Below are 18,270 nucleotides of genomic sequence, written 5' to 3' on the forward strand. Positions count from 1 at the left end.
GGCGGACCATACATTTTTTATGCTTACGCAGTTTCGACTTCTTCTTGGTAGTTCAAGTAATGAATGCACAAATCATGAAACGCTTTTGCCTGAGGGGAGATGGTTCTATCCGTCAGAGTAAAGATGCCAACTTGTCTTTCCAAAGGTGGATCGATCAGTGGAATCCAAACCAGTCGAGTTTCGTTGGTCGGGAACGCTAATTTGGGCAAGGTGGTGACACCAATACCAAGCTCAAGAACTGAGAATAAAGACGTGATGTTTTCAACAGAATACAAAGCTTGTTCACTTAGTGCGCGCGCAGGCGTGGGATCGAGTAGGGTACAAGTCCCGTTTCGAATAAAAGGTTGTTCTAACAGTGTTTGCCACTCAATCCCTTCTGGATGCTGAGCGATAGGGTTGTCCTTCAAACACACTACACCAATGGGGTCAGAGATTAGCGGGGTAAACTCGATACCGCCTTCGTCTAAATGTGATGGGTTACCTAACGCTAAATCGACTTCGCCTGATAACAAACGGGCTTCGACGCCAGCGGCGTTATCATCAATCAAGCTGACTTCAACGTTTGGGTACTGTTCGCAAAACGCGCCTAGAACACTTGGAATCAATTTAGCCGCAACGGAGGGAACGCTAGCGATGCGTACTCGACCTTGTTGGCCCGCGGCGGCGGCTTTCAAGTCATTATCCAATGCACTGTAGATGTTGAGAAATTGAATAATTTTAGGTAAACAGATTTCACCGAAGGGAGTGAGCTTGGATTTGTTGCCCGTTTCAAACAGCGTTTGCCCTAGGTTTTTTTCCAGTTCTTTGATCGACGTTGACAGCGCCGCTTGCGAGCGGTTCGCTCTATGTGATGCCGCTCGAAAACCACCTTCCTCGACCACCATCACAAAATGCTTTAATTGTTGAAGCTTGATACTCATGGCGAAACCTCTGCAATCCCTTTATTTACCTTAGTCTTAATAAGGTGATAGATTTTTCTTATCAAATGTAAAAAATTTACCGTTCGATTTATCGCCTGTCAATGTGCAGTATTTAACTATCTTGAAACAAGGTCGTTACAAAGGTTGAAAGGCACGTGAATACTTCTACGAAAAAATACCCAGTCAAAACCGCATTGTTTGCTTCTAAAGCACCACTCGAGTGGGCCATCGTTAACAATGGCACTTTATACACGGCACAAATTCCGATTGATGATACAGGTGCTGTTGTAGAGGGTGGTATCGAAGCGCAAACACGCCAAACCTTCAATAACCTCGTCCATACTTTAGAGTGCGCGGGTGAATCGTTAGACTCCGTTTTACAAGTATTGATTTACGTGACTGATCGTGAATATCTCAAAACGGTTAACCAAGTGTACGCGGAGTATTTTGAGGCGCCTTATCCAAACCGTGCCGCGATGGTGGTAGCAGGATTAGCTCGCGAAGAAATGCTGGTGGAATTTGTGGTGTACGCATCGGCGAGCTAGCCCGAGTAAATTATAAAAGCACAGAGCCAATACTTAGTTGGTTTTGTAAGTCAGATTAATGAACTGGTGGAAGACCACTGGACGTCAGGAAGAACAAGGACAGAGCAATGACTTTTATCAATAATGTTCAAGCAGAAAAATCCCTCTATATTGCAGGCGAATGGCAATCGGGCGTTGATACGATTGCCAACATTAACCCTTCAGACATCAGTGAAAATTTAGGTCACTTTGCACAGGCGAGTGGAGCGCAAGTAGAGCAAGCGATTCAAGCTGCTAAAGTTGCACAGCCCGAATGGGAAAAAACGCCAATTGAGCGTAAACAAGCGGTATTACAAGCAATTGGTGATGAGTTGATTGCCCGTTGTGATGAACTTGGTACGTTGCTTTCTCGTGAAGAAGGTAAGCCTTTTGCAGAAGGTCGCGGTGAGATCTACCGTGCTGGTCAATTCTTCCAATATTTTGCGGCTGAAGTGCTGCGTCAAATTGGCGATAACGCGGCTTCCGTCCGTCCAGGCGTTTCCGTTGAGGTAACTCGCGAAGCCGTTGGCGTTATCGCCATTATCTCTCCTTGGAATTTCCCAACCGCTACGGCTGCATGGAAAATCGCGCCAGCGCTTGCTTTCGGCAACAGCGTCATTTGGAAGCCTGCGAACTTAACGCCAGCAAGTGCGGTTGCACTGACGGAGATTATTCATCGTCAAGGCTTACCTGCAGGCACGTTCAACCTTGTGTTGGGCAGTGGCTCGCAAGTAGGTAACACGCTTATCAACTCGAAAGATGTAAATGGTGTGAGCTTTACTGGCTCTGTTGATACCGGACGTAAAGTAGCGGCAGCAACGGCACCGAATTTTGTCCGTTGCCAGCTAGAAATGGGCAGTAAGAACGCACTTGTGGTTGCTGATGATGCAGACATTCAAATCGCAGTTGAAGCGACCATTGCAGGCTCTTTCTCTGGAGCAGGTCAGAAGTGTACCGCGTCTTCTCGTCTTGTCGTCATGGATGGCATTCACGATGCCTACGTTGAAGCACTGATCAAACGAATGAGTGAGCTTAAAGTCGGTCACGCTCTACAAGACGGTGTGTTCATGGGACCCGTTGTGGATGGAAACCAATTGAATGCCAACTTCGAATGGATTGAGAGAGCACGCCAAAGTGGCGCAGAGTTAGCATTCGGTGGAGAGCGCTTGAATTTGGAACATGACGGTTTCTACATGTCACCAACCCTTTTCCTCAATACGCAAAACAGTTGGGAAGTGAACCAAGAAGAAGTGTTCGCGCCAATGGCAAGTGTGATTCGAGTCTCTGATTTGGATGAAGCCATTGCAGTAGCAAACGATACTCGCTTTGGCTTGACGGGCGGCATCATTACACAAAGCCTCCGTAATAGCGCCATCTTCAAACAACAAGCTCAAACTGGCTGTGTCATGGTCAACCTACCAACCGCAGGAACGGATTACCACGTGCCGTTTGGTGGTCGTAAAGAGTCGAGCTTTGGTCCACGCGAGCAAGGTCAATACGCAAAAGAGTTCTACACCGTGGTGAAAACCGCTTATCAACGTCCTTACTAAGTGAAATAGGGCAGCCGAGCATTCCGCTGCCCAACCTTAAAGGCTCATTAACGTTTAAGGAGTGGTTATGTACCAACAACGGATTGTGATTGACGGATTGCAGTACTGCAATTGGGATCGAGAATACTTCCAAACGCTGAAGGCGAGCGGCATTACGGCTGTACATGCAACGATCGTTTATCATGAGAATGCACGTGAGACCTTAACTCGCTTTGCCGAATGGAACCTGAGATTCGAGCAAAATGCAGACCTGATTATGCCTATTTACTCGATGGCTGACGTCGAGAAAGCAAAGGTCGAGGGTAAGGTTGGTGTCTTTTTTGGTGCGCAGAACTGCTCCCCAATTGACGATGAAATCGGCTTAATAGAAGTCATGCGTCGCCAAGGTTTGCTGATTATGCAGCTGACGTACAACAACCAAAGCTTATTGGCGACAGGGTGCTATGAGCAGAACGACTCTGGTGTCACGCGTTTTGGTAAACAAGCCATCGAAGAGATGAACCGTGTCGGGATGATCATCGATATGTCCCACAGCGCAGAGCGCTCAACGTTGGAAGCGATTGACCTTTCTTCTCGCCCAATTTGTATCAGCCACGCGAATCCAACCTTTGCTCATGATGCTCTGCGCAACAAATCGAACAACGTCATTAAAGCGCTCACCGAACGTGGCGGCTTGATTGGCTTTAGTTTGTACCCATTCCACTTACCAAATGGTAGCCAGTGCACACTTGAAGATTTCTGCCAAATGGTCGCGAAAACTGCTGACCTGTTCGGTGTGGATCATTTAGGTATCGGCAGTGATCTTTGTTTAAACCAACCACAGCAAGTGCTTGAGTGGATGCGCAACGGTCGTTGGTCGAAAGCTATGGATTATGGCGAAGGCTCAGCAAACAACTCTGGTTGGCCAGATGCGTTGCCATGGTTCAGCGGCAGCAAAGGCATGGAAAACATTTACAACGGCTTAATGCGCCACGGATTTACTGAATCCGAGGCAGGAAAAATTCTGGGTGAAAACTGGTTCAACTTCCTCACAGAAGGTCTGGAGGCAAGAGAGAGCTAACCCAACTAAACAAGGAATAGCCCGTTAAAAAACAATAATAGGCGGGTGTTAAAGTCACTGTTTGTAGCCGTTCAATGGCAGCTGCAATGAACCTCTGGAGTCAGAGTATGTCTGATTTAACCAATAGCGTGAAAGCTTCAACGATGAGCGTGCCATCAAAGAAGTCACAAGCAAATCACAACGACACAACAGCAAAAGAAAACTCACCTGATAAGTTGGGGCTTAGTAATCCCGCACTTTGGTATAGCGGCGGCTTTATTGCCCTGTTCGTTGCCATCGCACTGTATGATGGAGAACTCCTTTCAACACTGGTTAATACTGGATTCGCGTGGTCGGTAAAAGTATTCGGTCCATATTGGCAATTACTGCTTCTTCTCACTTTTCTTATTGGTCTTGGTTTGGCAGCAGGGCGAACAGGCAAGGTGATGTTAGGTGGAACGACCAAGCCTGAAATGGACGGCTTCCGCTGGATGGCAATCATCTTTTGTACCTTACTAGCGGGTGGTGGTGTCTTTTGGGCAGCTGCAGAGCCAATTGCGCATTACGTGAGTCCGCCGCCATTGTATGGCCCACAAGAAAATCCACAGCAAGGTGCGGTGAATGCCTTATCACAGTCTTTCATGCACTGGGGATTCTTAGCGTGGGCAATTGTTGGCAGCTTGACATCTATCGTGGTGATGCACCTTCACTACGATAAAGGCTTGCCGCTTAAACCTCGTATCTTACTTTACCCAATATTGGGTGAACGCGCACTGAAAGGCCAAACAGGTGCTTTGATTGATGCGTGCTGCATCATTGCTGTAGCGGCAGGGACGATTGGTCCAATCGGCTTCTTAGGTTTGCAGGTTAGCTACGCGTTAAATGTGCTATTTGATATCCCAGATGGCTTTACCACGCAATTGATCATCATTTTGTTTGCCATCGTACTTTACACCGTTTCAGCATTAAGTGGTCTGAATCGTGGTATGCAAATGCTTAGCCGATACAACGTAATATTGGCAATGGCGTTGATGGTTTACATCCTGATATTCGGTCCGACAGATTTCATCTTTAATGCTTATATTCAAGGTGTAGGTAGTATGTTGGACAACTTTATCCCAATGGCGACCTACCGTGGTGATGAAGGTTGGTTGAGCTGGTGGACAGTGTTCTTCTGGGGATGGTTCTTAGGCTATGGGCCAATGATGGCGATCTTTATCGCACGCATTTCCCGCGGTCGAAGTATTCGTCAATTGATTACGACCATCAGTATCATCGCGCCGCTTACGACGTGTTTCTGGTTCACCATTGTCGGTGGCTCTGGCCTAGCGTTTGAGATCGCAAACCCTGGCAGTGTCAGTGCCGCGTTTGAAGGCTTTAACTTACCTGGGGCATTGCTTGCGGTAACACAACAACTGCCAATGCCGATGCTGATTTCTATCTTGTTCTTGATTCTTACCACCATCTTTATCGTAACGACGGGTGACTCGATGACATATACAATCAGCGTCGTCATCAGTGGGGAAACGGAACCGAATGCCATCATTCGTACTTTCTGGGGTGTGGCGATGGGTGTGACCGCATTGATTTTGATTTCGCTGGGGTCTGGCGGTATCTCTGCCTTGCAATCTTTCATTGTCATTACGGCAGTTCCTGTGTCGCTTATTTTGCTGCCATCACTTTGGAACGCGCCACAAATTGCTATCAAGATGGCAAAAGAACAAGGGTTATAAGTCGCTAAAAAGCGATAACCCATAACTGATAAACAATAACGTGGAGCTTGTGCGGGTGATTCCTCCTGCATCCGCATAAGTCTATATTCTTACAATAAAAAATAGGTGGTGAGCAAAATGGATGCACATCGTTCTACTTACACTGAAACAACACTACGCGACGCTGCTATTGTCATGGCGCCAGAAAGGCTAGGGGCTATGCACCAAAACCGAATTAGCTTTGTACGAAGCCTGATTCGTAAAATGGCGAGCCAAGAGTGGCAAGTCAACAAGCATGAATGGCAACTTTGCCCTAGAGGGTTTGGCCATGTGATCTACAAACTGGCGACGCCAGAATACGTTTATCATTTGGTTGTCTTCTGCGATGAAATTGCCGATGAAGAGCGTAATGACCGAGTCATTGCAGATAAATGGGACGTGACATTCGCGTTAGTGAAAGGCGACGTAAATGTCGAACTTTTAGAGCAGTTAAGAGCCAATGTTCCTTTGCAGGAAGCCGGACGAAACCCAAATAATGTACTAGTTTTAGCGCGAGCGAATAAGAGCGTGCGCGTGTTTGAACATATTGTTGCGGCGTTATCTAAAGGTCAACAACCCGAGCCGAAAGAACTGGCGGAAGTAGGCTACATCCTACGTACGACCGCGGTGTATGGAAATGGTAAGTTTGGTATTGCAGATTTCAAGTTGCTTGAGAACAATCCCGATTTCAATCAGTCGTTCAGTGCGCAAATGTGTGCCGTGTATCTATTGCGTGAGTTCAGCCTAGATTGGGTTCATTACTTAGCGCAACAACAGGGTGGCGATAATGCCATCGCACTACATCGTGGGTTACAGCGCTATCTTGGTGTGGGGAACGCAACAGGACTGGGCATGGCACCATACCTTATTAACCATCCTTGTATCGTTGACCAATGGATGACGTCGCGCGAACGTGCTATTGCTCAAGTGTTTGCGATGCCTTGCGAGACTCAGCAAGAATCGCCACTAAACGCGTTATTGGCAAAAGCGCAGCGCCACTTAGAGCAAGTGATTACCATCAATCAACATCAAGACCAATTGAATTATAAAGCGATAGAAGACATTAAAGCGTTACAAATTAATCTAAATGCTTTGATTTCGAATCACATCAATTGGGGAGGCTTGATCGAACAAACGACAACAATGAGTTTGGAAGCCCAAGAAATCCTAACATCATGTTTGATCGAGCTGTACCCGTCTTTGGTGGATGAATTTGAGAACCAAATGAATACCGATGAATCTTTGTCGATTCCGGGTGGGAAGTGTGTTCAAGATGTTCTTCAGGTGCTAGAAAGCAAATATCGTTGGTCTATTGATGCCGATTACACACTGTCAGAAAATAACTATTGGTTTTGGTATCGTTCACAAGATAAAGAAGAGCCGCGAATGGGAGTTCGAGGTGAAGAGATTGGTGAAGAGCGAGAGCTGCCACTGGATATAGGTCGACAAGTTAATCGCTACTACCATGCATTGTTGAAATGTCTGCCTGAAACATCACTTGCGGAATTCTTATTGCAAAATCCGCAATACCGAGCGATTACACGACGAGTATGGACCCTTGGTAACCGTGAAATGGGCGACATCCAAATGAATGTGCTGCGAGAAGATGCGCTGCCAATGCATTTGCTACGCTGCAAGCTAGCTGTGTTTGGCGCGACCAAGTTTGACCCGCGTTCAGACCGATGGGTGCGCGTAACCTTCTTCCAAGGCGCGCCGCTCTTGGATGAGGTTCGTGACCCAGCTTATAACGATACATGGATCTTTCCCATCATGCCCGAGCGTGAAGAAATCGCGCAAAGTGACAATCAAAAAATCAGTGGAGGTTTTGCATTATGATCGTCTCGCATAACGAGCTGGTAGCAGCAGTAAACAAAGCCTTTCTTGGTATGCGTCGCCATTGTGGTGAAGCCGATGTGATTGCCAATATGGTTGCCGATTTACAGATGGTTGGGTTGAATGGTGTTCGTCACTTTAATAACGCGAGTTTATTCCTTAATTTGGACTCCGATTGTGCAGTGACTATTACAGGAAATACGGATTCAAGCATCGAAATCGAATTGCATAATGGTAGTGTCGCATGTCATCTGCCTGCAGTGTTGGACTTTGCACTTGAGAAAATGATTAACACGAAATCGGTCACCATTACACTCAAACAATGTCATAATCGATGGTTAGCATACAGTGAGCTCGCAAGGCTTTCAGCAAAGGGGATTGCCTGTCGTGCTCAATGGGTAAACGGGACTAGCCCAAAACGCACCTTGTATGTACTTAACCGAGGGCATATTGCACCAGAGGTTTTTTTCTCTGACCAAGTGGAAGATCACAGTACGGATTATCACAGCATGACAATTGAGCTCTCCGTCAATGATTTTGATATCGAAGCAAGCTCACAAGGGTACTCCATCCACATAGAAGGGGAAGAACTGAGCCGTGCACAAAAGCAATCTTGGGACGAGGGTATTGCTGTCGAAGATGCCGAGTGGGAGACGTTAAAGCAAACTGCTACGGTTTTCCTTGTGGAGAACAGTGAACGTTCTATTCAAGGTGCAGGCGAATTAGTTTGATATTGATGCATTAACGAATAAAAGTGTGAGGTTACCCAAGGGTAGCCTTTTTTATTTTCTTAACGTTGCTCTCTTCCTTAGGTAACTCCACCGTTGTTAATATTATTAAATATAACGAACTTGGGTGGTTATATTTATATCCACTTTGTTTGATTTTGTCCTATCAATAAACATAGTCATTGTTTTTAATGGTTTTAATAAATCTATCCTTTTACCTCTTGTTTAAAACCTGTTTGTTATTATCTTATTTGTAATTTATCTATTCAGAGTTATTGTTTTTATATTCTCTATGTTGACTACTTTCGGCTAATGACCTTTATTTTAATGTGGGTTATAGTGGTTGGTATCTACTTTAGTATTACTTAGTCATTTAAATTAAACAGTCTTTAGTGCGATTATAATCATAATCTCAGTGGTGGTTTTTAATTGGGATGGCATTCATTCTGAATTTAAGAGTGATATTTGATTATTGGTTTTTGTATTTGAAATTATAAAGTCAATTATGCTAACTTCACCGCTTGGTTCAGTATTGCCCCTCCTTATGTATTTCTAATCATTTAGTGTTAGTAGTATGCCTTATTCATAATTGAATAAAACAAACAATATTTTTAAACAAAAATATCTAGTGATAAAAATAATATCTCCTCATTTTATAAATGAGATCTTCTTTCCTAAAAAAAGACCTTGTAATAAATTTGTAATTTTTATTTTTACCAGTTGCATAAATTTATTTAATTGATGTATCACAACTATTTTATTGATTTTAATTATCGACTTCGGTGTGTTTTTTTCTGATAGATTCGACTCGAATACATCAAGGAGATAGATAAATGAAAATCAAGAAACGTCTGATAGCTATCGCTGTTGCAGGTGTAATGACGATGTCAGTACATGCAGGTGAATCAGTCACACTAAATAAGCCAGTGAACTTTACCAACTTCTCTGGGCTTAATTCACAATTGGGTGTTAATAATGCATCGAGCTTTAAACAGGTTAAGAGCATTCACCTAAAAAAACGCGGTGTTTATAAGGTAAAGATTCAGCAAAATGTCTGGGGTATTCCTGTCTGGGGACATTCACTGAACGCAACCCAAAGCTCTAAAGGCGGCGCTTTAAAGGCTGTGCAAGGCAATTATTTGCGCGTAAACGACTTAGATCGCAGCTTTGTAAAACCTAAGCTGAACCGAGCAGAAGCGCTAAAGGTTGCGTCAAAGAACCTTGAGAATAAAGGCATCGCAGGCAAGTTTCTAAGAAATGTCGAAGATGAGTTATTCATTTATCAAGATGGTAAAAAAACGCGATTGGTTTACGTAGTTTCCTACCTGCTCGCAAACAGCCTTCAACCTTCTCGCCCATTTACCATGTTAGATGCGCACAGCGGCGAAGTTATTGATCGTTGGGAAGGGATTGCTCATGCGCAAATCGGTACAGGCCCTGGTGGTAACGAAAAAACAGGCATGTATGAGTATGGCTCCGACTATCATTACCTCGACGTACAAGAAGATGGCACCAACTGTGTAATGGAATCGGAGAACGTTGTCACGGTTAACTTAAATGGTGCAACTGAAGGTTCTACACCATACAGTTATGAGTGTCCGCGCAATGAATTCCAAGAAATAAACGGTGCTTACTCTCCACTGAACGATGCCCATTACTTTGGCAATATCGTGTTCGATATGTACAAAAACTGGTTCGATACTGCGCCACTTACTTTTAAACTGATGATGCGTGTTCACTATGGAACGGGTTACGAAAACGCGTTCTGGGACGGCCAAGCAATGACGTTTGGTGACGGTGAGAGTTACTTCTACCCATTGGTCAGCCTTGATGTCTCAGCTCATGAAGTGAGCCACGGCTTTACCGAGCAAAACTCGGGGCTGGTTTATGCCAATCAATCTGGCGGTATGAATGAAGCCTTTTCAGATATGGCTGGCGAAGCTGCCGAGTTTTACATGAAGGGCGAGAATGACTGGATGGTCGGCAAAGACATCTTTAAAGAGGATGGTGCATTGCGTTACATGGATGATCCTTCACGAGATGGCTCTTCCATCAACCATGCACAAGACTACTATGATGGCTTGAATGTGCATTACAGCTCGGGTGTTTTCAACAAAGCCTTCTACCACTTAGCAACGACATCGGGTTGGGATACCAAAAAGGCGTTTGAATTGTTTGTGCTCGCGAACCAAATCTACTGGTCACAAGATAGTGACTTTTGGCAAGGCGCATGTGGCGTCAAGAACGCAGCAAACGACTTAGGGTATGACTCCTCTGCGGTTATGGATGCATTCGGCATTGTCGGTGTTGAGCCATGTGCTGAGCCGCCACTGCCGCCAGAACCAGAATATCAGCGTCTTGAAAACGGTCAATCAGTGACCGTAGATGGCGCAACTGGGTCGAAAACCTATTTTGATATCGAAGTGCCGGAAGGCAAACCTCAACTTACGATCAATCTAACGGTGCCAAACGGTGACCCAGACATTTACGTTGGTTTAGATTATGCACCAAGCTCGAATGAAAACATTTGTTCTAGCTTGTCTGTTAGTGATGAAGTTTGTGTGATTGAAAACCCAGAACAGGGGCGCTACACGGTGAACGTATTTGGTTACGCTGAGTATGACAGTGCGGAACTCACGGCAACGTATGACGATAGCAGTGCAAACCTTCCTCCAGTAGCGGCGTTTGATCAGTCTGTTTCTGGTAAAACAGTGACACTTCGCAGCACCAGTAGCGATAGTGACGGCAGCATTGTTTCTTACCAATGGAACCTAGGTGACGGCAGTTCGCAAACTGGCGAAATGGTGACGCACACTTATGCCGCAGCAGGTGATTATGCGGTGACGTTAACCGTAACGGACGATGCAGGCAGTGCGACATCAATCACACAAACGGTGACGATTGAAGAAGGCCAAACAGATGCGTTCCCGCTGAAACTCAACTTTGGTAACAAATTCCCGAATGGTAAGGCCCGCGTGAAGCTGTCTTGGAAGTACGACACCAACGATTACTTCATTGTTAAACGTAACGGTAAGAACGTTGGTGCAACAGACTTTAAGTCTTACGTCGACCAGTTTGAGCACAACGGCACTATCGACGTGGAATACCAAGTGTGTACTTCGGGCAACGTATGTTCTGAAACCAAGCGTTACCGATTCATCAAACCAAACAAATAACAACGCAATAGCAAAGGGCTCCAGACGGAGCCCTTTTTTCGTCAGTAAGGTTAGTAAAGGAAAATACCAACATGAAAAAGAGTCTTTTAGCATTGGCATTGTTGAGCGGTACGTTGAGCAGCAGTGTTGTAGCCAATGAATTGACCGAGCAAGAACAAGTTTGGATCACCACCGATGCGGATGCGTTGGATCTGATTACCAAACACGGAGCCACGGTTTATTCTGACTTCTTTGGTGCTCGTCCAGCAGTGGTCGCAAAAATATCGCCAGATCAATTAGCGACGCTATCCAGTCACATGCATCATGAAAAGCATCGCTGCGGTGGTTATATGGTGCACCCAGACAAAGCCAGTGCATTGAAAGCCGCAACCATGCCAACCACATTGAAGACGTTTAACAAACCGATGATCAGCCATCATGACACGGTTGAAGCGCTCATCAATCAAGTAGAGCCGACAAACTTGGTGAAGACCATAGAAGGCATGACGTCATTTACCAATCGCTTTTATACCACCGCTACGGGCGTTGAAGCCTCTGATTGGTTGCTGGCGCGTTGGAACCAAGAGATTGAAGGAGTCTCTTATGCTTCTGCGGAACAAATTTCCCATCGCGGCTACCCACAAAAGTCGGTAGAAGTGACGTTGCTGGGTGCGAAATATCCCGAAGAAATTGTTGTCGTGGGTGGGCATCTCGACTCAACAGCTGGCGCATGGACAGAAGAGGGAACCATTTCTCCGGGCGCCGATGACGATGCTTCGGGCATTGCAACGGTGACTGAGTCACTTCGCTTAATGATTGCCAGCGGTATCCAACCAGACAGAACCATCAAATTCTATGGCTATGCCGCGGAAGAAGTTGGGCTGAGAGGTTCGCAAGACATTGTTGAAATGCTGAAGGACGAAAAAGCCAACGTGCTATCCGTGTTGCAATTAGACATGACCAATTACAGCGGTTCTGCGCATGATATTACGTTTATTACCGACTATACCGATAGCAACTTGACGGCATTTTTGTCTGAGTTGATTGATGTGTACACGCCTGAAATCACCTACCAGTTTGACCGTTGTGGGTATGCTTGTTCTGACCATGCCTCTTGGCACAATGCTGGCTACCCGGCGGCCATGCCATTTGAAAGTTTGTTTGAAGACTACAACCCGAATATTCATACCCAATTTGATACGTTGGAAAATTCAGACCCGACCGCCTCGCATGCCAGTAACTTTGCAAAGCTTGCTATCGCCTATTTGATTGAATCAAGCATGGACAACACGACTGGCGTGACCCCCTTACAAGATGGTGAACCTGTTGAGAATTTACGAGCAGGCTATGGAGAGGAGCAGTTCTTTAGTTTTGAAACTCAAGAGGAGGGTAAGGTGACCATTTCCTTGTCCGGGCCAAGAAGTGGCGATGCGGATCTCTTTGTGAAATACAACGATCAAGTGTCAGTCAGTAACTTTGATTGTCGTCCATTCCAAAATGGGAGCAATGAACAATGTGTTCTAAATAAACCCGCAGGAACGTTCAGCATTATGGTGCGAGGTTATCGCAATTTCGACCAAACCAGCCTTGTTGCGAGATTTGAAAAAACGACCAACTGATCGTAAAGAATTGTTCTCATAAAACTCTTAAATGCTGCACGACACAGTGCGGCATTTTTGTTTATTCGTTACGAGGGAAATGCTCCGCGCTTTGATTCTCGACTACGCTTTGTAGACGATCGCGAGTTGAATAGGAGAAACCCATGAACACCTTGCAAATCGATATTGAAGAGAACAAACGTAATGCCATTGCTTTCTATGAGATGGCATATCGAGGAAACCCAAGAAAAGCGGTCGAGCTTTACGTAGGGGACGAGTATATTCAACACAACCCGTTAGTGGATAATGGTCCTGATCCTTTTATCGCTTACTTCGAGAGAATGCAGGAAGAGTGCCCAGAAAAAGATATTACATTTGTTCGCGCAGTCGCAGAGGGCAATTTAGTAGCGCTGCATACGCACCAAACGTGGCCTGATGACGTGGAATACGTAACGATGGATTTCTTCCGCTTTGATTTAAACGGCAAGATTGTCGAACACTGGGATGCCTTGCAAGAAATCCCGAAAGAGTCAGCAAACGGGAACACCATGTACTAAGTTAACGTGCTTTGCCATGCAATTTAGCAATGTAGTAATGTGACAATGTAAGCAAGGCAAAGCACTATAAACCACGTAAAGCTTGTTAGATCTGGTTGTCTAACCACTCACGTGTCACCGCGTCTAACTCTCGTCCTTCACGACTGATTTTGTAATCCAATTCCGCAATGATGTCGTTTGAGAAACGTAGTGCGTCCAGTCTGCTCAACTCATCTTGAGTAAATTTATCTGATTTGTCTTGGCGCAATAGCAAAACGGCTTTATCGACAATACCCAGCAAACCTTTTGGTTCTGCGATTTCTCGAATTGCGTACTTATAGTGAAGAAATTGAGGCTTCCAAAGTGGCACGACAACCCATTGTTTGTTCTCTACCGCCTTCTCAAATGCAGTAAAGCAATCTTCTTCCGTCCCTGTGTGGAAACGGTAACCTGCTTCAGTCAGCGAGTATTCGTCCATCATCTTAATCGAAAAGCGTGTAATGCCCGCTCCAGGGTTGATGCCTTGTATATCCGATTTCATCTTCGCTACGACTTCTGGTTTCGTCAGGTCGCTTACTTCTGATACCAGTTCTTCAGGCACGTAATCTGGCACACCCCAAAGCGCGTAAGGTTCGTAGTGTAAGCCCAGTTCTAGCAAGGGTTGTACTTCCTCTACCGATGCTTTGTAAATGCCGTGACTTGATGGTAACCAAGCCGAAGAAAGCATATCGATTTCACCGGATTTGAGTTTTGAAAAGTTCTCTTCATGAGGTGAATAAACGCGCTCAACCTCAAAGCCCATATCATTGAGTACATGGCTAACAAGAGAAGCGGTAACGCGGTGGAAAGAAAGGTTAGTGACACCAAGTTTTATCGTTTTTGACGCGTGAGTACCAGTCATACTGAAATCCTTATTATAGAGCAGTGCGAAGGGGAGTCATGCACTGCTTTGTGACGGAAATAGTAGGCTTGTGGTGAAGAGGGATAAACAGCGCTGTCTTTGAGTCACTGTCAAAAATGATTTGATAATGGCTGTTGGTAGGACAGGAAGAAGGATTAAAAAACTATTGTCAATACAGCAAAAACAGCCCTTCATAACCTCCAATCTCTATTTGCGATACATACTCGCCAATGTTGCCATTTCTATCTATTGGTCTCATTGGCTTATCTAAATGGATGGTGATTTTCGGTGCTAAGAAATAGTCTGCACTTTTACCGAAAAAGTCAGTGCGATATAACACACGGCCTTTGCTGAACTCACGAGCTAACACCATTTCTGTTGGGCCTTGAGGGACTACATTGGTTTCTGACTGATAAGCAAAGAATGTATAGGTAGGCAATACGTAAGCTAACCCATCAGGAAGATCGGCATGAACGACTTCATTCATAGTTGAATCACCAATGACGGTGTAATCCGAAGGAGTAGGCGTGCTGGTGGACATCATTAACGGGGTCGCCATCATATTCTCTGGGACTTGATTCGCTGGGGCTCCTAAATCGATAGCAAGCAATGCACTAGGTTGATAAGCAATATTCTTTGGTACACCAGCCTTCCAAAAGTTATCGGCTGTGGTGTTATTACTTCCGTACTGATAACTGCTGTTCCATTGGTTAAAGTAGCTACGGTCAGGATGATGGTTTAAATAGAACGCGGCCAGTGCAGAATATTGGTCCTGTTTCCAATTCTCTTCCGTGTTACCAAAGTATTGAACGCGACCATGACGAGTTGTCGCTTGAAGAATCACCTTTTGATCGGCTTTGGCTAGAGCTGAATTATCCCAAAATTTGGCTAAACCGGCATAGCCGCTAAAGCCCGTAGAAGGAAATAGATAGTGCTCACGTAGATACAATGAACCGGCGTTGATTAAGTGTGACTGACCATTTCTTCCGTACAGATTTGCTGTCCCAATGTTTAGGCCAATCAACGAATCTACGTGCAGTGTCGCGAGTTTGTTTAAAAATGCCGAGAACTGTGCTTTATAGAGCTCATCGGCATCTTCACTACCGGCCACAAAGCCTAGTTCCTCGACAGTACCACCAGAGTAAACATAAAACTGATTGGGACCGATGAGTTTGTTCGTATCGTCATTGTAAGCACCATTCAAACCTTGTTGTGCCCACTCTGTTTGATAATAATTATGCATTGCTTGAGCAAATTGTGGATTGGCAAGATTGGTCAGTGCCCATGATGAGCTTTGGTTCCACATACGACCAAATGGGATCACGCGAGATTCCCATCGGAAGCGGGCTGTGGCTTGCTTGTTCGTGCGATTTTTATACTCACTCCAAGAGAGATAGTTGTCTTGATTTAAGTCTGCTGATTTGTCAAAACCACGGATTTTCCGCCACCCTTCAATAGATTGACCGTTGTACGTTGTTGTTGGTGCATCGGACAGGTTAACGATCTTGAAGGTGTTTTTTAACTTCACTTCTTTTAAGCGAGGGCGATGATCGACGTTGTCACCTTGCCAAGTAATTTTAATCGCGTATAAACGCCCTCCATCGCGCAAAAACGTCGAGCCAAAATACTGACCACCGCCATAGCTCAATCCGCTACCATCATGGGTGGTAGCTCGAATCCAATCTGAAGGAACCGACCAAATGACGGTTTGGTTTTTGGTCATGTTTTCGGTTTTGTCTTTCTTAATATTGACGCTTTTCCATTGCGATACTTGACCAAATGCATTGGCGGCAGAGGGGTACTCAATCTTGAAAGTGCCGCCTTGAGCGAACTGAGAGAATTTAAATACTAAGCGGTCGAACTGCTCGGAATGGTAGACATACAATGCGCCACCATTATTGGTTTGTTCAAACACATCTGCATCCCAAGGCGGTTGCTGGTAGAGCGAAAAACCGGCATGGTCGGCACTTGCTGTATAACCGACAATCATTGGTTTTCGATTGAGCAATGTGTTTTCACCATGGGTTTTATCGACTTCTGCAATGATGGTGTCTTCAGAAAAATGCAGAAAGTAATCTTCGTAATCGATGCCATTTAAGCCTGCTTGATTACGAATTGTGTTTTCCAGCCAACTCGAATTGAGCTCTAGCTTTTGGTTGTACATGTAACCAATGGCGTTGACGCGTTCGTTATCACTTTTGTTTTGATAAGCACCAAATACAACATCGGCATTATCCAATTCCCTTTCAAGTGCCGCGGCAGCGGAAACAGGAGTATCTCGCAAATCGATACCTTGCTCATGTAATCCAGGTAATACGAGCGCAGTGCTGGCCCAAATAGTAGGCGAAAGAAGGCTCAAAGAACCAAGCGCAAGCAGCGCAGAACGATATGGCTTCATCATTGACTTGTCCCTATCAAAAACGTCGATAACTCAAATTGCGAGTCAAAATACGAGAAAAGTATTAGCGATAGGTATGACCAATTCAAGAAATGGCCGGAATGTAACTGCTTTATAAATTCTTTATGGTTCGAATAATCTTTGTGGATCAGCTTCTTCTAAAGTAAGTATGGACATTCTCAATTTTGAATCTTGAAGGATAGGGGATTTGCTACGCGAGATCTTTCTCAGAATGAGAGGGAAAGGTGCTTATGCAACCAGTCACTTTCTTTCGGAATGATGCTCTCAATCAATAGCGCTGCAGAGCTTCAGTTTAAGTCTCCAATGGAATTCTAAGCTATCGAAATTATGGGCTTTTTGATCAACAAATCCGGTTAAAACCCCACTCATTGCACCAGTCATATACTCTGCTGAGTTGGTTGTTTCTTATACAAAAAATTAACAATCTAAATTTTTATACATTTTTATTGCATAAAATCTCTTTCTTGCTAGTATAACTCTCAGATGACAATTAATGCAGTATGGCAGCATGAGTATTCAAGTTAAAAGTATCAATAAGTCTTACGGCGATACCCAAGTTCTACACGATGTCAGTTTTAATTGTGAAAGCGGTGAAACGTTGGTGTTACTCGGTCCAAGTGGTGCAGGGAAGAGCTCTCTACTACGTGTTCTTAACCTTCTTGAAGGGGCGGATAACGGCCAGTTAAACATCGCTGATGACGCATTCGACTTTTCAACTGAAATCAAAGAGAAGCAAGGTTTAGCGCTTCGTCGTAAAGTGGGCATGGTGTTCCAACAGTACAACCTATGGCCACACATGACAGTGATGGAGAACCTGATTGAGGCTCCGGTAAAAGTTTCTGGCATGGATAAAGAAGAAGCGAAGACGCAGGCAATGCAAATTCTCGCAACGCTGCATTTGGCAGATAAAGCGCATGCATGGCCGATGCAACTTTCTGGTGGTCAACAGCAACGTGTGGCGATTGCCCGCGCACTGATGATGAAACCAGACGTGTTGCTCTTTGATGAGCCTACCGCGGCGCTTGACCCTGAAATCACGAACCAAGTGGTCAAAATCATTAATGATTTAAGCGAAACCGGAATTACACAAGTAGTTGTGACCCACGAGGTGGATTTCGCCAAGAAAATCGCTAGCCATGTTCTATACCTAGAACAAGGACACATCGTAGAACACGGCACGCACGACGCATTTGTTAATCCGCAAACCACTCAGTTTGCCGATTACCTAAATCACTAAATTACGTTTTTAAAGTTCAGTCTATTTAACAGATAAGCTC

13 protein-coding genes are annotated in these 18,270 nt (G+C 45.0%); 10 read left to right on the forward strand and 3 right to left on the reverse strand.

Annotation, left to right across the window (positions count from 1 at the left end):
- Positions 1 to 23 precede the first annotated feature (23 nt).
- Positions 24 to 920, reverse strand: coding sequence for a LysR family transcriptional regulator (locus BCT11_RS05605; RefSeq protein ID WP_039975208.1), 897 nt, complete (start codon positions 918 to 920; stop codon positions 24 to 26).
- 155 nt (positions 921 to 1,075) lie between these two features.
- Here BCT11_RS05605 and BCT11_RS05610 point away from each other — a divergent pair, with 155 nt between their 5' ends.
- The 9 genes from BCT11_RS05610 (at position 1,076) to BCT11_RS05650 (ending at position 13,694) form a co-directional block, all read left to right on the forward strand.
- On the forward strand, positions 1,076 to 1,465 hold the full coding sequence (locus BCT11_RS05610; RefSeq protein WP_102387518.1) for a RidA family protein: 390 nt from the start codon (positions 1,076 to 1,078) through the stop codon (positions 1,463 to 1,465).
- Between the two features lie 107 nt (positions 1,466 to 1,572).
- Positions 1,573 to 3,033, forward strand: coding sequence for an aldehyde dehydrogenase family protein (locus BCT11_RS05615; RefSeq protein ID WP_102387519.1), 1,461 nt, complete (start codon positions 1,573 to 1,575; stop codon positions 3,031 to 3,033).
- 67 nt (positions 3,034 to 3,100) lie between these two features.
- Entirely contained in the window at positions 3,101 to 4,093 is a 993-nt protein-coding gene (locus BCT11_RS05620; RefSeq protein ID WP_039975211.1) for a membrane dipeptidase, read from the forward strand.
- 107 nt (positions 4,094 to 4,200) lie between these two features.
- Positions 4,201 to 5,805: a BCCT family transporter gene (locus BCT11_RS05625; RefSeq protein ID WP_038866535.1), complete on the forward strand. Its 1,605-nt coding sequence runs from the start codon at positions 4,201 to 4,203 to the stop codon at positions 5,803 to 5,805.
- A 117-nt stretch (positions 5,806 to 5,922) separates the two neighbouring features.
- Entirely contained in the window at positions 5,923 to 7,659 is a 1,737-nt protein-coding gene (locus tag BCT11_RS05630) for a hypothetical protein (RefSeq protein ID WP_102387520.1), read from the forward strand.
- The gene (locus BCT11_RS05635; RefSeq protein WP_038866531.1) at positions 7,656 to 8,387 is read left to right on the forward strand and encodes a DUF3726 domain-containing protein; all 732 of its coding nucleotides are present in this window, start codon (positions 7,656 to 7,658) and stop codon (positions 8,385 to 8,387) included. Before BCT11_RS05630 ends, BCT11_RS05635 begins: the two co-directional genes overlap by 4 nt.
- Before the next feature lie 830 nt (positions 8,388 to 9,217).
- Positions 9,218 to 11,560, forward strand: a complete 2,343-nt coding sequence (locus BCT11_RS05640) for a M4 family metallopeptidase (RefSeq protein ID WP_102387521.1) — start codon at positions 9,218 to 9,220, stop codon at positions 11,558 to 11,560.
- A gap of 71 nt (positions 11,561 to 11,631) precedes the next feature.
- Positions 11,632 to 13,158: a M28 family metallopeptidase gene (locus BCT11_RS05645; RefSeq protein WP_102387522.1), complete on the forward strand. Its 1,527-nt coding sequence runs from the start codon at positions 11,632 to 11,634 to the stop codon at positions 13,156 to 13,158.
- Positions 13,159 to 13,301: 143 nt separating this feature from the next.
- Complete coding sequence (locus BCT11_RS05650) at positions 13,302 to 13,694, forward strand: nuclear transport factor 2 family protein (protein ID WP_102387523.1); 393 nt, start codon at positions 13,302 to 13,304, stop codon at positions 13,692 to 13,694.
- Positions 13,695 to 13,779: 85 nt separating this feature from the next.
- On the opposite strand, the gene BCT11_RS05655 is transcribed toward BCT11_RS05650, so the two are convergent.
- Entirely contained in the window at positions 13,780 to 14,574 is a 795-nt protein-coding gene (locus BCT11_RS05655; RefSeq protein WP_102387529.1) for a glycine betaine ABC transporter substrate-binding protein, read from the reverse strand.
- 169 nt (positions 14,575 to 14,743) lie between these two features.
- Positions 14,744 to 16,972, reverse strand: coding sequence for a hypothetical protein (locus tag BCT11_RS05660; RefSeq protein WP_102387692.1), 2,229 nt, complete (start codon positions 16,970 to 16,972; stop codon positions 14,744 to 14,746).
- Between the two features lie 529 nt (positions 16,973 to 17,501).
- Here BCT11_RS05660 and artP point away from each other — a divergent pair.
- Positions 17,502 to 18,230 carry an arginine ABC transporter ATP-binding protein ArtP gene (gene artP, locus BCT11_RS05665; protein WP_102387694.1) on the forward strand — a complete coding sequence of 243 codons (729 nt, stop codon included), beginning with the start codon at positions 17,502 to 17,504 and terminating at the stop codon, positions 18,228 to 18,230.
- The last annotated feature ends 40 nt before the right edge of the window (positions 18,231 to 18,270 follow it).

This window comes from Vibrio sp. 10N.222.52.B12 (assembly GCF_002875385.1).
Lineage (GTDB): Bacteria > Pseudomonadota > Gammaproteobacteria > Enterobacterales > Vibrionaceae > Vibrio > Vibrio jasicida.

Bases quoted from the DNA above. Each gene is read 5' to 3' on its own strand.
- BCT11_RS05605 (WP_039975208.1), bottom strand. From the start codon at position 920: ATGAGTATCAAGCTTCAACAATTAAAGCATTTTGTGATGGTGGTCGAG.
- BCT11_RS05615 (WP_102387519.1), top strand. From the start codon at position 1,573: ATGACTTTTATCAATAATGTTCAAGCAGAAAAATCCCTCTATATTGCA.
- BCT11_RS05620 (WP_039975211.1), top strand. From the start codon at position 3,101: ATGTACCAACAACGGATTGTGATTGACGGATTGCAGTACTGCAATTGG.
- BCT11_RS05625 (WP_038866535.1), top strand. From the start codon at position 4,201: ATGTCTGATTTAACCAATAGCGTGAAAGCTTCAACGATGAGCGTGCCA.
- BCT11_RS05630 (WP_102387520.1), top strand. From the start codon at position 5,923: ATGGATGCACATCGTTCTACTTACACTGAAACAACACTACGCGACGCT.
- BCT11_RS05635 (WP_038866531.1), top strand. From the start codon at position 7,656: ATGATCGTCTCGCATAACGAGCTGGTAGCAGCAGTAAACAAAGCCTTT.
- BCT11_RS05640 (WP_102387521.1), top strand. From the start codon at position 9,218: ATGAAAATCAAGAAACGTCTGATAGCTATCGCTGTTGCAGGTGTAATG.
- BCT11_RS05645 (WP_102387522.1), top strand. From the start codon at position 11,632: ATGAAAAAGAGTCTTTTAGCATTGGCATTGTTGAGCGGTACGTTGAGC.
- BCT11_RS05650 (WP_102387523.1), top strand. From the start codon at position 13,302: ATGAACACCTTGCAAATCGATATTGAAGAGAACAAACGTAATGCCATT.
- BCT11_RS05655 (WP_102387529.1), bottom strand. From the start codon at position 14,574: ATGACTGGTACTCACGCGTCAAAAACGATAAAACTTGGTGTCACTAAC.
- BCT11_RS05660 (WP_102387692.1), bottom strand. From the start codon at position 16,972: ATGAAGCCATATCGTTCTGCGCTGCTTGCGCTTGGTTCTTTGAGCCTT.
- artP (WP_102387694.1), top strand. From the start codon at position 17,502: ATGAGTATTCAAGTTAAAAGTATCAATAAGTCTTACGGCGATACCCAA.